Source organism: Streptomyces sp. NPDC050997 (assembly GCF_040660135.1).
Classification (GTDB): domain Bacteria; phylum Actinomycetota; class Actinomycetes; order Streptomycetales; family Streptomycetaceae; genus Streptomyces.
On sequence record NZ_JBFAGK010000011.1, the window covers coordinates 200,521 to 214,467 of the forward strand.

A 13,947-nucleotide genomic window follows, 5' to 3' on the forward strand; every position below is an offset into this window, starting at 1 on the left:
TGGGTGTGATCAGCACGCTGAAGCGCCATGACAACGGCAACAAGGACCGCGATGAACATCAGCACCGCATTACAGGGCAGCACCGCACTGGTGACCGGAGCGACGTCGGGTATCGGCAAGGCCGTCGCGCAATGCCTGGCCCGGCAGGGGGCCGAGGTCGTGCTGCACGGGCGTGACCGAGGCCGCGGCGAGGCCCTGGCGAAGGAGATCGCACACGAGGGCGGCACCGCCCGTTTCGTCGCCGCTGATCTCACCGACGCCGAGGACACACTGCGTCTGGCCTCGCGCGCCGGCGACGTGGACATTCTGGTGAGCAACGCGGGCCTGTACGAGTTCGCGCCGACCCCCGCGACCGACGCCGCGAGTTTCGACCGCCACATCGCGGTCAACACGCGGGCCCCGTTCCTGCTGGTCGGTGCGCTGGCGCCCGGCATGGTCCGGCGCGGGCAGGGGTCGATCGTGCTGGTCGGGTCGAGTGCGGCGCGTATGCCCGCTCCGGTCGGCGCGGCCTACGGCGCCTCCAAGGCCGGTGTGGAGATCCTCACCCGCTACTGGGCCACCGAGTTCGGCCCGTCCGGCGTGCGCGTCAACGCCGTGTCTCCGGGGCCCGTGCACACGGAGGGCACCGCGGCGATGCTCGGCGAGCACATCGCGGTCCTGGACAAGACCAACGCGCGCGGCAAGGCGGGCACTCCCGGCGAGATCGCCGACATCGCCTCGTTCCTGGCCGGCCCGGCCAGCAGCTACGTCAACGGCTCCATCCTGTTCGCCGACGGCGGCGAGCTCAGCGCCCTGCCCGGCTGAGGAAGGGCGCCGTGAAGTGGCCCGGGCGTCGTGCGAGGAAGACGAACTCCTTGCCTGGCCGGTCAGGCGCGTCGCGCACGTCTTGCACCAGGTAGCCGTGCGCGACCAGGTCCGTCCCGACCTCTTCGCGCTCCCGGAAGCGCAGTGTCGAATCCGAGGTCAGCACCTGCCCGTCCGCCGCGAAGACATAGGTCTGGCGGAAGGTCACCAGGGGCAGACTCACCTCCATCAGCTGGACCCAGCTTTCGACCGAGCCGACGCCCGGGATCTCCGTCACGCGGTAGGACTTCTCGCGGGTCCACTCTTCCCAAGCGCGCCTGGCAGGATCACGGGTCTCGAAGACCAGGTGCCCGCCGGGCCGTAGCGCCTCGTAGGCCCCCCGCAATGTCGTCTGCCAGGTGCGTGGATCAACGATGACCTGGGCGACGTTCGCTGTCATCGTCGCCAGGTCGACCCGCAGTGGCGCCTCGGCCGCCGGGAGGGCTGTCGCGTCACCGCAGATCCAGCGCACTCGCTCACTGCCCGGTTTGGTCCGGGCGACGTCGACGGATGCCTGGGCGGGATCGATGCCGACGACGTCGACCCCGCGGTCGGCCAGGAGAAGGGCGAACACCCCTGTGCCGCAGCCGATGTCCAGGACTTGACGCGCCCCGAACTCCTCCGCCATCCGGAGGTAGGCGTCGAGATCGCCGCGGTCGGGGTCGAGCGGATCGTAGATCGCGGCGAGTCGTGGATGAGCGAAGCAGTCGTCAGCCATGCGGCCGAACGTATGCGGAGCCGGTTCCGAAGAGCTACCGCGTTTCGCCGGACTCAGCCGGCGGAGCACGAAGGTGCCGGTGCGGGTGAGTCACATCCGTCCGTATGAACCACCCGAAGGGACTCGCAACCCAAAATCGAACAGGCGTACCATTGCGCTGTGGCTACGACCTATGACTTTCCGAGTGACCTCCTCGCCGGTCAGGAGGAACTGCATCAGGTCCGGGCCGAGTTGTCGGCCCTGCTGAAGCGGCTCCCCTGGTCGGTCGAACCGCTGGACGGCTTCAGTGACGCGGGCGGCTGGCGCAAGGTGGAGCGCCCCGCCTCCCCCGGCTGGACGGCCGACGAACAGGCCGAGGTGGAGAAGCTCCGGCAGCGCGAGCACGAACTCGCGGTCTTCGTCAGCTGCCACCGCTTCTGGGCGGAGGTCGCCGCGGCGGAGCGCGTGGACGCCCGCACGAAGCTGAAGTACGCGTACGGGACTCGGGGGACCCCCGAAGAGGAGAAGACCTGAACGAGAAGACCCCGGCCGTGATCGGCCGGGGTCTTCTCCTGGTGTGGGCGCGGACGGTTTCGAACCGCCGACATCCTGCTTGTAAGGCAGGCGCTCTACCCCTGAGCTACGCACCCGAGACGAGTCGACAGCCTACCCTGCCCGGGGCGCTGTCCCACAAACCCGTACCGGGGCCGGTCCGTGAGGCCGCGTGCGGGGGTTATCCCCACCTGGAATGCGGGAGTGCGCTGGATCCCGCGGCGGGCCCGGACTCCGTACGGTCGAAGGACGAAGAGCGGACAAGAGCGGGCGCGCGGAGCGCCGGCCGAGCCTTCGTCAGCCGTCCCAGGGGGAATTCGTCATGGCCCGTTCCATTGCCGCCCGAACCGTCGCCGCCGCCGGTGTCGTCACGCTCCTCGTCGCGGGGGCCGCCGCGTGCGGTGCCTCCGCGGGGGACGACAAGGACCCCGAGCACCGGTCCTTCGCGCTCCAGGGACGCACGCTCACCATCGACTCCGACGACTCGGCGCTGGAGATCGTCGCCGCGGACGACAACGCGGCGGGCAAGATCGAGGTGACCCGCTGGTTCAAGGGCACGGTCGCCGTCGGCAAGGATCCCAAGGTCACCTGGTCCATGCGGGACGACCGGCTGAAGCTGCGGATGAAGTGCACCGGCGTGATCGCCGACTGCGCCGCCCGGCACCGCATCGAGGTACCGCGCGGAATCGCCGTGAAGGTCGAGGACGGCGACGGCAGCGTCCGGGCCCGGGGCTTCGAGGACGCGCTGAGCATCCGTACCGGGGACGGCTCCGTACACGTCACCGACACCACCGGCCCGCTGGAGCTGCGCACCGGCGACGGGTCGATCCACGCCGAGGTCTCCTCGCGCAAGGTCAGCACCCGGACCGGCGACGGCTCGGTGCACCTCGAACTCGGCTCGGTGCCGGACCTGGTGGAATCCCGCTCCGGAGACGGCTCCGTCACGATGGAGCTGCCCCGCGCCACGTACCGCGTCACGACCCGGACCGGCGACGGCGGCGAGGACGTGTCCGTGCCGCGGAGCGACTCCAGCTCCCACCGGGTGTCCGCGCAGACCGGCGACGGCAAGGTCACGGTCCGAACCGCGAACTGATCGGCCCGTGTGTTCGTCCCCAACCGGTGGGAGAATGACACTGGGCAGGACGGATCACAGCACGGGAGAGGGATGTGACGGCGACACCACCGCAGTCGGACTCGCCGTTGACGCCGGGCGCACACCATCCCGCGCCGGATGCCGTGCGGCTCGCACACCCCGTGCGGCAAGCTCTCCGCGACGCCCTCACCCTGGTCGGTCTGCCGCTGATCGCCGCGCTCGCGCTGCCCGCCGCGTTCGCCGGCGGCGGCACCCGGCGCTGGTTCGGCGGGCGCGCGGAGAACCAGCGGGCCGACGCGCAGGCGGCGAAGGACGCCGCGGCGGCCGCGTTCTACGAGCTGGACACCGCCCAGCGCGACCTGCGGATCTCGATAGAGACGATCATGGCCGTCGACGACTCCCCTGCCGCCCGGCGCGCGATCTCCGACTTCGACGCGCTGGGCCGCCGCATCGACGAGGCCAGCCACCGCTACATCGAGGCCGTCGACGCCCACGACCTCGACCGGGACGACCTGGAGGCGTCGGTCGCGGCACACGCGCGTACCGAGCTCACCAAGGCCAAGGACGACCTGACCGGCGTCAAGCGGGAGCTGGATCGATTCGGTGACAGCCTCGGGCCGCTGCTCGGCAAGGCGGAGACACAGCTGGCCCGGCTGGCCCCGGCGGTCGAACGGGCCCGGCAGGGGCTGCTGGCCGCGTCGAACGCCCTTGACGCGGTACGGGAAACACAGCTCAAGGCGGACGATCTCGCCGCCCGTCTCGCCGCCCTCGCCCCCGAGCTGACGAAACTGAACCAGGGAGCCGGACAGCACGGCGTGCCGGAGACACTGGAGCGCGCCGAACGCGTGGCGCGGGAAGCCGAGGCGGTCCGGGTGGAGGCCGAGCGGCTGCCCGAGCGGGCCGCCGAGATCGACCACCGGCTGGTCTCCCTGCGCACCCGCGCCCAGGCCCTCACCACCCGCGCGGGCCAGGTCGAGCCGGTCATGAGCGAGCTGCGCCGGCGTTTCACCGCCGACTGCTGGCAGGACCTCCAGCACGTACCGGAGCAGGCCGCGGACCATGTGGCGCAGGCCGAGCAGAAGCTACGGGAGGCCCGCGCCGCCCGCGACGAACAGCGCTGGCCGGACGCCACCGCCCTGCTGTCGACCGTTCGCGCGCTGCTCAACACGACCGACGAGTCCGTCTCCGCCGCGCGCGACCGGCTGGAGCGGCTCAACGCCGTACAGAAGGACCCCCAGCGGGAGATCGACCGCACCCGCTTCGCCATCCGCGACGCCCAGCGCCTCGCGATGACGGGCCGGACAACACCCGAACCGCGACACGCCCGCCCCCTCGACGACTCCGTGGGCCGCCTGGACCGGGCGATCGCGGGCCTGGAGGGCAGGCACCCGGACTACTGGCACTTCCTCACGGAGACAGAGGTGGTGCGCCAGTCGGTGGCCCGGGTAGTCGCGCAGATCCGGGAAGAACGCGGTTCCGCCACCCCGTAGGGGCGCGGGGCTGTATCGATATGCGGCTCCGCCGCGTGGGCGCGACCAGCCCCAATGGCGCCGCAGACGAAAACGGCGCCACCCAGCGGAGCGCCTAGCTGCGGTAGCCGTAGTACGCCGAGTTCGGGTACGACGCGATCAGGCTCGACAGCGACCGCCGGTAAGTGTCGGTGTCGTGGTAGGTCAGGTACGGGACACCGCTGGAGCTGCGGTACGTGGTCATCATGGAGTGGTCCTTCGACCCGTCCTTGTCGAAGTCCACCTGCAGCACGTCACCGAGGTCCATCTGGTACGCGTTCGCCAGCGCGGTCGTCCGCTTGGCGGTCTGCGTGAACCAGGACCACTCGTTGACGCCGATCCAGGTGTCGGATTCGCTCGTCTTGGAGTACCAGGTGCTGTAGTCCTCGGTGGAGCTGGTGACCTGCTTCCAGCCGCCGGCGAAGAGGGACTGGCTGAGGAAGTTGGTGCAGTCGCCGCCGGCGCTGTTGTAGCGCCGGTAGGCGGAGTTGTAGTCCTTCCAGTACTTCTCGGCGTACGTCGCCATCGCCGCGTAGTTGTACGGGGTCGTGGTGGCGAGGTTCTTGGGCTTGGCCGGGGCGGGGTAGGTGGTGGCCGACTTGGGCGCGTCGATGACGGCGAACGGACGGACGGTGGCCGCCGTGGTGGCCGGGGCGGGCTGGTTGACGGGGCGGGGGCCGCGGTCGGTGAGCCGTTCGCCGGTGAGCTGCCAGGTGCCGTCCGTGCGGGCGGCGAAGGTGAGTTCGTGGTGCGCGGTGAAGCCCGTGGTGGCGGGTTCGTCGCCGCGTATCTTCGCGTACGTCAGCGTGGTGGCCTCGGTGACCTGGACCGTGGCCGTGGAGCCGCTCACGCGGGTGCTGTCGACGGTGACCTTGGTGTCGCCGTCGGTGTACGCCTCGCCGAGCGCGGCGAGCCGGGAGCGGGTGGACTGCAGGGAGGTCAGGGCGGTGTTCTCGGTCGTGGCCTGCGCGGCGGCGAGCTGGACGCCGCCGGTCGCCTTCAGGGCCGTACGAGCGGACGAGGGCCCGTCGAGGAGCGCTGCCGTGCGGTCGGTGAGCAGGGCGTCCGCGGCGCGGCCGAACGCGTCGGTGGTCGCCGCGGTCACGACGGGGGACGGGGTGCCGCCGGCCGCGTGGGCGGCGGTCACGGGGAGCAGGGCGGCGGAGAGGGCCGACGCGACCACGGTGGCGCGACGGGCTCTGCTCGCAGCGGACTTGCTGGATCTCACTGGGTTTTCTCCTTGAGGTGGGGGGTGGTTCAGCGCACGACCGTCGACCAGTTGGGGGACTGCGCGGGATCGAGTCCGCGCAGGCTCGCCAAGGTCTCCGGTTTCTGCACGTCCAGCCAGTCGGCCAGTTCCTTGAAGGACACGCACTTGACGTCCTCCTTCGTGCAGACTTTCTCGATGACCTGGTCGACTGCCTTCATGTAGATGCCGCCGTTCCAGTCCTCGAAGTGGTTGCCGATGAACAGCGGGGCCCGGCTGCCGTAGTACACGCGGTCGAAGCCGGACATGTAGGACTCGACGGTCTGTTGTTCCCACTGCGGGTAGTCGGCGGGGTTGCCGTCGGTCTCGCCGTCGGACTGGTTGTAGAGGAAGTTGAAGTCCATCGAGAGGCCCTGGTAGGTGCCGCCCTCGTAGGGGAGCATCTGGAGCGGGAAGTCCCAGACACCGCTCTTCTTGGCCGGCCATATCTGGAAGTCGCCCGCGGAGCTGGCGTCGTAGCGCCAGCCGTAGCTCTTGGCGGCCTTCAGCAGGTTCTTCTGCCCCTCCAGGCAGGGGGCGCGGCCGCCCGCGACCTCCTTCTTGAAGTCGAAGGGCAGCGGGTCGATGTCCTTGTAGCCGGTGTTGGTCTTCCAGTTCTCGACGAACGAGTAGAACTGGTCGATCTCGCTCTTCCACTCGGCGACGCTCCAGTCGCCGCCGCCCTTCTTTCCGCAGAAGTGACCGTTGAAGTGGGTGCCGATCTCGTTCCCGTCCTCGTAGGTCTCGCTGAGCTGTTCCAGCGTGGTGCGGATGTGGTCGCCGGTCGCGAAGTCGATGGACGCGGAGCCCGCCGGGTGCTGCGGCGGCTGGTAGAGCTTCGCCTTGTCCTTCGGGAGCAGGTAGATACCGGTGAGGAAGAACGTCATATGGGCGTCGTACTTCTTTGCGAACTCCCGGTAGTGCGAGAAGAGATGGTCGCTGCCCTCCAACGCACCGTCCCAGGAGAAGACGACGAACTGGGGCGGTTTCTCACCGGGTTTGAGCGGCTCGGCCTTCAACTGCCCTTTCTTCGGGCCGGTGTAGGAAGTGGAGCCGTCCCCGAGGATCTCGGTCTTCCCGTCCCACTTGGGTTTCGCGGTCTTCTTGGGGGCGGCCTCGGGGGTCTTGTTCGTTCCGGCGGAGGCGGTGGACGCGGTGTGGTCCTGGCGGGTCAGGACCAGGGAGCCCCCGACCAGGGTGGCCACGACGAGGAAGGCGGCGACGGTCAGGAACTCCGGGCTGGCCCGGCGGCGGGGGCGCTCTCTTCGGCGCCTGCCGGTGGTTTTCTTCGTGCGAGGCATGCGGTACTCATTCTGCGCGGGAGGGTGCGGGTGGCGCGGGCCTCGGAGGTCAGCCGAGGCCCATGGCGCCCGACCAGACGGCGTACGGGACGCTGTCGGCCGAGCTGCCGGCCAGGCCCTTGAGCGGCAGCGGCTCAAGGGACTTGGCCAAGTCCATGCGGTAGACGACGACCGCGGTCGACACGGACGCGGCGGTGCCGGCGTACCAGGCGGCGGTGTCGTCCTCGGTGGTGCCGGGCTTCCCGGCCGCGTCGAGGGCGGGGACGGTGGGATGGGCGGCGCGCAGGGAGTCGGTCAGCGCCTGGGAGACCTCCTCGGCCACCTGGGCGTCGATCGCCCGGCGCGCGGTGGGGGTGTCCAGCCGGACCGACGAGCCGTTGCGGGTGATACGGCGTACCGAGTACGGCTCGGTGTGCTTGCCCGCCGCGGCGAAGGTCGCGTAACCGCTCGCCATCCGGATGGCGCTCGGTGTGGAACTGCCCACGGACAGCGCGGGCACCTGTGGCCCCATGCTGGAGGCGAGCAGCCCGGCCGCCTCGGCGGTCTGGCGTACCTTGTCCAGGCCGGTGTCCATGCCGAGTTGCATGAACGGCGTGTTCACGGACTCGGCGAGCGCCTTGCCGAGGGTGATCTTCCCGTACGACCTGTCGCCGTCGTTGCGGGCGGCGACCGTCTTGCCGCCGCGGTCCCAGTACGGCCCCTCGGGCGTGGTGACGGGGATTTTGTCGTCGCCGTCGTAGAGCGTCTGCGGGGTGACCGCTGTGGCGGCACCGCCGCGCGTCTTGTGGACCCCGTGTTCGAGACCGGCCGCGTAGACGAACGGCAGGAACACCGAACCGGCCTGCACGGTACTGGTGTTGGACTCGTTGTAGCCCTGCGTACGGTGGTCGGGTCCGCCGTGGACGGCGAGGATCCGGCCGTCGGTGGCGACGGAGGCGGCACCGTAGTGCACGGCCTTGGCCGCTTTCGGGTCGTCCTTCGTCGCCTGCTTGCGGGCCTTGGCCACGGCGTCGGTGAGAGCGGCCTCCCGCTTGCGGTCGAAGGTCGTGTAGATCTGGTAGCCGCCGAGGTCGAACTGCTTGGCCGAGATGTGCGCGGACTTCTTGGCGTACTGCTGCGCCAACTCCACCAGGTAGTCGCTCTGTTTGCCGGTGTCGTAGACGCGGGCCGACTTGAGCGGCTCGGGAAACGTCTTGTACGTGGCCCGCTCGGCCGGCGACAGCTTGCCGACGTCGACCATCCGGTCGAGGACCCAGGACCAACGCTCCACGGCACGCTTGTGGTTGGCCTTGCTGAGAGTGGGGTCGTACAGTCCGGCGCCCTTCAACAGCGAGGCGAGGACGGCGGCCTGACTGGCGTTCAGACGGGTGACGTCCTTGCCGTAGTAGGCCTGGGATGCGCGTTGAATGCCGTAGGTGCCGCGGCCGAACCAGCTGGTGTTGAGGTAGCCCTCCAGGATCTGGTCCTTGCTCATCCCGTTGTCGAGCTTGAGGGCGATCATCGCCTCGTTGAACTTGCGGCCGACCGTCTGGTTCTGCGTCAGGTAGACGTTCTTGACGTACTGCTGGGTGATGGTCGAGCCGCCCTCGGTGTCCCCCTCGCCGACGGTTCGCCACAGCGCGCGGGTCAAACCCTTGAAGGAGATGCCGGGGTCGGAGTAGAAGCTCTCGTTCTCCGCCGCGAGCACCGCCCAGCGGACGTCCTCGGGTATGTCCTTGAGCGGCATCGCCTGCCGCCGCACCCAACCGGTGCGGGCCATGGGGGTGCCGTCGGACCAGAAGTAGACGTTGTCCTGCTGGGTGGCGTAGCTGTTCAGGTTCTCCGGTACGTCCGTGGTCGCGTAGGCGACGCCCAGGAACAGCCCGGTCATGCCGACCGAGGCCAGGAGGACCCCGAGCCACTGACGCGGGGAGGGGACCCAGCGGCGCAGGCCGGTGCGGCCCGGCCGTGGGTAGGCGGGGCGGAGACGGCGTAGCGCCGCCCACAGGGGCCGTTTCGATGCCGCCCGTCGACGGCGCGGGCGGCGGTGGTCAGTCGGCCGGCCCGTGCGCTGCGCTGTCCCGGTCACGACCGAAATCTACAACGATCTTCGCAGTTTCTTCATATAAGAAGTTGACCGAACGACGACATACCGATCAGTAAGGAACATGGCGATCTTGTGATGTTGGTCACGTCCGCCGTCCAAGGCGTCCCGATACCCTGCTCGCATGCCTCGCTACGAGTACCGCTGCCGGACCTGCGGCGACACCTTCGAACTCAGCCGCCCGATGGCCGAGTCCTCCGCGCCCGCCGCCTGCCCCGTCGGCCACGACGACACGGTGAAGCTCCTGTCCACGGTGGCGGTCGGCGGCTCGGCCTCCGCCCCGGCGGCGGCGCCCCGGGCGAGTGGCGGTGGAGGCGGCGGCTGCTGCGGCGGGGGCTGCTGCGGCTGACGGCCGTTCGCGCCGGGCTTCTTCAGGCTCCCTTCAGCCGCGGTTTCCTACGGTGCCCGCATGACAGCCATGACAGCCATGGCAGCGCGGCCGGCCGCGGACAGGGGTGCGGCCCCGCAGTGGGTCAACGACCTCATGGACACGCTGGGCGCCCCGGGTGCGGGCATCGCCATCGCCCTGGAGAACCTCTTCCCTCCGCTGCCCAGCGAGGTGATCCTGCCGCTCGCGGGTTTCGCGGCGAGCAGCGGGCGGATGGGCCTGCTCGCCGTCCTGCTGTGGACGACGGCGGGTTCGGTGGTCGGCGCGCTCGCGCTCTACGGGGTCGGCGCACTGCTCGGGCGTGACCGCACGGTCGCGATCGCGGGCCGACTGCCGCTGGTGAACGTCACGGACATCGAGAAGACCGAGGCGTGGTTCCTGCGGCACGGCGCCAAGGCGGTGTTCTTCGGCCGGATGATCCCGGTCCTCCGCAGCCTGATGTCGGTGCCGGCCGGCGTCGAGCGCATGCCCCTGCCGGTGTTCCTCGGCCTGACCACGCTGGGCAGCGCGATCTGGAACACCGCGTTCGTGCTCGCGGGGTACGCCCTGGGCGACAACTGGACGCAGGTCACGTCGATCGTCTCCGCGTACTCGAAGGTCGTCTTCGCCGTGGCCGTCGTGGCGGTCCTGGCGTTGGTCGGCGTACGCCTGCTGCGGCGACCGGGGTCGGGCCGGCGGGGACGGGAGCGGGGGCGAGGGAGCGCGGCCTGAAATGCCCCGGAAGCCCCCGCACCCGCCCCTGCTGAAAGCTGAAAGCGCCCCTGAAAGCCGGTCCTCAGACCGCCCCCTGCCGGGCCACCCGCAGGAACTCCCGCAGGATCCGCTCCCCCGCGAGTACCCCCCGCTCGGGCAGTGCGGTGATCGCCGGCGCGGTCCAGTCGGCGTCCGCCAGTTCGCCGTGCCCCGGGCGCCAGCCCTGGTCCGCGGCGAGCAGGAGGTCGGCGTCGAGGAGGGAGTCGCCGGCGGCCAGGGTGAGCGTGGCCCCGGTGCGGCGGGCGACCTCGTGCACGGCGGCGCTCTTGGTGAGCGGCTTCGGGACGGCGTAGAGCTTGCGGCCCTGGAGGGAGACGGTCCAGCCCCGGTTCTCCGCCCAGACCGCGAGTTCCTTCACCCACTCCTCGGGGAGGAGTTCGCGTTCGACGACCAGGTAGGCGAAGAGGTCCTCGGCGATCCGGTGCTTGCGCACCCACAGCGGGTCGGCGGTGTTCATCAGGTGCTCGCGCACCTCGTCCAGCGAGGCGCACTCGTCGGCGAGCCGGGCCGTGACGCGCGCGTGCCACTCGGGGTCGGAGACACCGTCCACGAGGAGGTGCCCGCCGTTGGCGCAGATCGCGTACGTGGGCGGCGGGCCCGGCAGATTGATGCGCTGGTACTGCTTACGCGTCCGTGTCGTCGTGGGGACAAAAACCGCCGCGTCACCGAGTTCGGTGAGCAGTTCGGCCGACGTCTCCGTCATGTACGACAGCGGCTGCCTCTCGTGCACCTCCACGCAGAGCAGCCGGGGTGCCCGCGGGTCCGGCATGGTCAGCGCGAGGGCCGCGGCGGAGTAGATGAGCGTACGGTCGAGGTCACTCGCCACCAGCACAGGCATCAGACCGTCACCGCCCTGCCGTCGGCGCCCGTCGCGCCCCGCGTGTACTTCGGGTGGATCAACCCCACACAGGTGTACGGGAGTTCGGCGACCTCTTCCACCGGGACACCTCTCTGTTCGGCGAGCAGGCGTACGTGGTCCAGGTCGGCCCCCGCTCCGGCTCGCGCAAGGATCTTCCAGGGCACCCGGCGCAGCAGCACCCGAGTGGTCTCGCCGACGCCGGGCTTGACGAGGTTCACGTCGTGGATGCCGTACTCCTCGCTGATCCGCTCGACGGCCGCCCAGCCCTCCCAGGTCGGGGCGCGGTCGCCGGACAGCAGCTCCTTGGCCTGTGCGTCCACCGCGTCCAGGAGCTCCGGGAAGCGGGCGGACACCGCGTCCAGGAAGGCGACGGACACATCGGTGCCGGCGAGTTCGCGGTAGAACTTCGCGCCGTGGAAGTCGTTCGGTCCGACCAGGTCGGCGCGCAGCACCGTACGGGAAATCAGGCCGGACACCGTGGAGTTGAGGCAGGCGGAGGGGATCAGGAAGTCCTCCCGGGTGCCGTACGTCCGTACGCACGAGCCGGGGTCGGCCAGCACCGCGATCTCCGGGTCGAAGCCGGTGATGCCGTCGGATGCCTCGAACTCCTTGACAGCGTCGGCGAGTTCGCGGGTGATGGCACCCTTGCCGGTCCAGCCGTCGACGAAGACGACGTCACGGGGGTCGTGGTGGGCGGCCAGCCAGCGCAGCGCGTTGGCGTCGATGCCGCGACCGCGCACGATGGAGACGGCGTAGTGCGGCAGGTCGAGCCCGTGCCGGAACTGGGCCCATCGGCGCATCAGCACGCCGACGGGTGTGCCCGCGCGGGCCAGCGACACCAGGACGGGCCGTGGCGACCGCTCCGCCAGCACGATCTCGGTGACCGCGCCGACCGCCCGCGCCAGCCGCCCCGCCGACTCCTCCAGGGCGGTGTGGAACAGCTCCTGGTACTGCTCGGTGGGCTGGTACTCCACCGGCAGCGACTCGGCGTAGTGTGCGCCGCCGCTCTGGATGGCCTCCTCGCGCTCCTCGGTCGGCGCTTCCAGCGTCACGTCCGAGAGGTCCTGGAGCAGCCAGCCGACCTCGTCGGGCGGGTACGAGGAGAAGGCTGGGCCACGGAGGGGCTCGGGCAGCATGGCGGGCCTTTCGGGGACGTACCGGGGTTCGGGGACGTACGAGGGGACCACCGCGAGCAGGACCTGCGGCGTGTGTGCCGCGAGCTGGGCCAACAGGCCGCCCGGCGCGTGCAGTTCAGGGGTGTCCGCGGCCGAGTCGACGACGGCGACGACGGTGTCGAAGCCGGCGCCCGCCACGTTGTAGGCGTAGCGCTCGCCGGGGCCGTCCGCCGGGTCGTCGTGCGCCGGGAACACCAGGCGGCTGCGTATCGCGTAGCCCGGGTCGTCGACGGCGAGGACGGGTGAGCGGGTGGTGGTCGAGTAACGCACCTCGGCGTCCGTGACCCGCTCCAGTTCGCGGGCCAGCCGCAGGGGTGCGTACATCAGCTCCTCGAACCCGAGGATGTGCACGCGGTGCGCGTCTTGCGGGAGCGCCTCGGCAAGGCGTGCCGCCATGGCCGGGAGGGCGGTCTCCAGTCGTATTCGGTGCGCGGGGGTGAAGCCGTGTCTTCCGCCGTCGGGGAGGCCGCGAGGCCAGCGCAGGTCGACTCGGGTGACCTGGTTGTGGGGCGTGTGCGGGTCGGTGGGGGCTGGTCGCGCAGTTCCCCGCGCCCCTGAGGGGTCGGCCTCTGCAGCGCCCTGCTTCAGGGGCGCGGGGAACTGCGCGACCGGCCCCGACGCTGCCGCAGACGACCGAATACCCTGCGCGGCACCCTCAGACTCGTACCGCGCCACCAGGGCCTGGCCCTTCTCCAACACCCCCTCCGGCAGCCGTACGGTCCCCGACGCCGCCGCCACCAGGTCCACCCTCGCTCCGATCTCCCGGGCGAAGTCGTCCAAGCGGCCCGCGTCCGCCTCCGAGCGCATGTCTACGAGGGCGACGACCACGTACCGCCGCCGCGGATACCGCTCATGAAGATCCCGGACGGTGTTCAACACCGTGTTGCCCGTGGAGAACTCGTCGTCGACCAGTACCAGCGGCCCGTCGCCCACCAGCAGGGCCGGGTCCTGGGGCAGCAGCAGATGGGAGGTGGCGTGCGAGTGGGACTCCTCGAAGCCGCCCGCCGTGGCGACACCCGGGACCGGGCGGCGGGTGGAGTGCAGATAGGGGGCCGAGCCCAGACCGTCCGCGACGCAGTGGCCGAGACCCGTGGCGGTCTCCGCGTACCCGAGGACGACCGCCCGGCCCGCCTCCTCGGCGCCCAGCAGGTCACGCACGCGTCGGCCGAGGTCGAACCCGTGGCCGTACACCACGGACGGCGACTGCGGTACGTGCTTGCCGAGCACATGGGAGACCAGCAGATGCGCCCGCTTGGGGTTGCGGCGCAGCGCGAGCCCCAGCAGGTCCGTCAGCCCGTCGTCGCCCACGAGCTCGACGCCGAGCCGCTCGGCGACCCAACTGCCGGACCACACCCCGTCGTTCACTGCTTTGTTCATGCGTCCCTTGAGTAGAGGCCGGTGGAGTAGAGGCCAGTTGAGTAGAGGCCGGTGGAGAGGAAGTCGGTGGAG

Annotated in this window: 12 protein-coding genes and 1 tRNA gene; 6 read left to right on the forward strand and 7 right to left on the reverse strand. The window is 70.5% G+C overall.

Annotated elements, in window-relative coordinates:
* The first annotated feature begins 51 nt into the window (after nt 1–51).
* Nucleotides 52–804, forward strand: a complete 753-nt coding sequence (locus tag AB0H86_RS25310; RefSeq protein WP_362442965.1) for an SDR family oxidoreductase — start codon at nt 52–54, stop codon at nt 802–804.
* On the opposite strand, the gene AB0H86_RS25315 is transcribed toward AB0H86_RS25310, so the two are convergent.
* A complete protein-coding gene (locus AB0H86_RS25315; RefSeq protein ID WP_362442968.1) occupies nt 785–1,561 on the reverse strand; it encodes a class I SAM-dependent methyltransferase in 777 nt (258 codons plus the stop codon). The genes AB0H86_RS25310 and AB0H86_RS25315 overlap by 20 nt on opposite strands.
* Nucleotides 1,562–1,720: 159 nt before the next feature.
* On the opposite strand from AB0H86_RS25315, the gene AB0H86_RS25320 reads away from it, so the two are divergent.
* Nucleotides 1,721–2,074, forward strand: a complete 354-nt coding sequence (locus tag AB0H86_RS25320) for a hypothetical protein (RefSeq protein ID WP_362442971.1) — start codon at nt 1,721–1,723, stop codon at nt 2,072–2,074.
* Nucleotides 2,075–2,118: 44 nt separating this feature from the next.
* On the opposite strand, the gene AB0H86_RS25325 is transcribed toward AB0H86_RS25320, so the two are convergent.
* Nucleotides 2,119–2,190 (reverse strand) — tRNA-Val (locus tag AB0H86_RS25325).
* Between the two features lie 224 nt (nt 2,191–2,414).
* Between AB0H86_RS25325 and AB0H86_RS25330 the strand changes: the two genes are divergently transcribed.
* Nucleotides 2,415–3,185 (forward strand): DUF4097 family beta strand repeat-containing protein, encoded by a 771-nt coding sequence (locus AB0H86_RS25330; protein WP_362442974.1) that lies wholly within the window; start codon nt 2,415–2,417, stop codon nt 3,183–3,185.
* Nucleotides 3,186–3,259: 74 nt separating this feature from the next.
* Nucleotides 3,260–4,675, forward strand: coding sequence for a hypothetical protein (locus tag AB0H86_RS25335; RefSeq protein ID WP_362442977.1), 1,416 nt, complete (start codon nt 3,260–3,262; stop codon nt 4,673–4,675).
* A 94-nt stretch (nt 4,676–4,769) separates the two neighbouring features.
* On the opposite strand, the gene AB0H86_RS25340 is transcribed toward AB0H86_RS25335, so the two are convergent.
* From AB0H86_RS25340 to AB0H86_RS25350, 3 genes are read right to left on the reverse strand one after another with little or no spacing between them, the layout of a single operon-like run.
* Complete coding sequence (locus tag AB0H86_RS25340; protein WP_362442979.1) at nt 4,770–5,921, reverse strand: amidase domain-containing protein; 1,152 nt, start codon at nt 5,919–5,921, stop codon at nt 4,770–4,772.
* A gap of 29 nt (nt 5,922–5,950) precedes the next feature.
* Nucleotides 5,951–7,240, reverse strand: a complete 1,290-nt coding sequence (locus AB0H86_RS25345; RefSeq protein WP_362442982.1) for a hypothetical protein — start codon at nt 7,238–7,240, stop codon at nt 5,951–5,953.
* 49 nt (nt 7,241–7,289) lie between these two features.
* Nucleotides 7,290–9,227 carry a transglycosylase domain-containing protein gene (locus AB0H86_RS25350; protein WP_362443228.1) on the reverse strand — a complete coding sequence of 646 codons (1,938 nt, stop codon included), beginning with the start codon at nt 9,225–9,227 and terminating at the stop codon, nt 7,290–7,292.
* A 220-nt stretch (nt 9,228–9,447) separates the two neighbouring features.
* Between AB0H86_RS25350 and AB0H86_RS25355 the strand changes: the two genes are divergently transcribed.
* Both AB0H86_RS25355 and AB0H86_RS25360 read left to right on the forward strand, forming a co-directional pair.
* On the forward strand, nt 9,448–9,672 hold the full coding sequence (locus AB0H86_RS25355; protein WP_362442984.1) for a zinc ribbon domain-containing protein: 225 nt from the start codon (nt 9,448–9,450) through the stop codon (nt 9,670–9,672).
* 69 nt (nt 9,673–9,741) lie between these two features.
* Nucleotides 9,742–10,422, forward strand: coding sequence for a DedA family protein (locus AB0H86_RS25360; RefSeq protein ID WP_362443231.1), 681 nt, complete (start codon nt 9,742–9,744; stop codon nt 10,420–10,422).
* A 64-nt stretch (nt 10,423–10,486) separates the two neighbouring features.
* On the opposite strand, the gene AB0H86_RS25365 is transcribed toward AB0H86_RS25360, so the two are convergent.
* Nucleotides 10,487–11,302, reverse strand: coding sequence for an HAD family hydrolase (locus tag AB0H86_RS25365; RefSeq protein ID WP_362442987.1), 816 nt, complete (start codon nt 11,300–11,302; stop codon nt 10,487–10,489).
* Entirely contained in the window at nt 11,302–13,875 is a 2,574-nt protein-coding gene (locus tag AB0H86_RS25370) for a phosphoribosyltransferase (protein ID WP_362442989.1), read from the reverse strand. Before AB0H86_RS25370 ends, AB0H86_RS25365 begins: the two co-directional genes overlap by 1 nt.
* Nucleotides 13,876–13,947: the final 72 nt, after the last annotated feature.

What these genes read in the sequence shown, in the direction of transcription:
- AB0H86_RS25360 (WP_362443231.1), top strand. Translation starts at nt 9,742, where the DNA reads ATGACAGCCATGGCAGCGCGGCCGGCCGCGGACAGGGGTGCGGCCCCG.
- AB0H86_RS25310 (WP_362442965.1), top strand. Translation starts at nt 52, where the DNA reads ATGAACATCAGCACCGCATTACAGGGCAGCACCGCACTGGTGACCGGA.
- AB0H86_RS25330 (WP_362442974.1), top strand. Translation starts at nt 2,415, where the DNA reads ATGGCCCGTTCCATTGCCGCCCGAACCGTCGCCGCCGCCGGTGTCGTC.
- AB0H86_RS25355 (WP_362442984.1), top strand. Translation starts at nt 9,448, where the DNA reads ATGCCTCGCTACGAGTACCGCTGCCGGACCTGCGGCGACACCTTCGAA.
- AB0H86_RS25370 (WP_362442989.1), bottom strand. Translation starts at nt 13,875, where the DNA reads ATGAACAAAGCAGTGAACGACGGGGTGTGGTCCGGCAGTTGGGTCGCC.
- AB0H86_RS25345 (WP_362442982.1), bottom strand. Translation starts at nt 7,240, where the DNA reads ATGCCTCGCACGAAGAAAACCACCGGCAGGCGCCGAAGAGAGCGCCCC.
- AB0H86_RS25315 (WP_362442968.1), bottom strand. Translation starts at nt 1,561, where the DNA reads ATGGCTGACGACTGCTTCGCTCATCCACGACTCGCCGCGATCTACGAT.
- AB0H86_RS25365 (WP_362442987.1), bottom strand. Translation starts at nt 11,302, where the DNA reads ATGCCTGTGCTGGTGGCGAGTGACCTCGACCGTACGCTCATCTACTCC.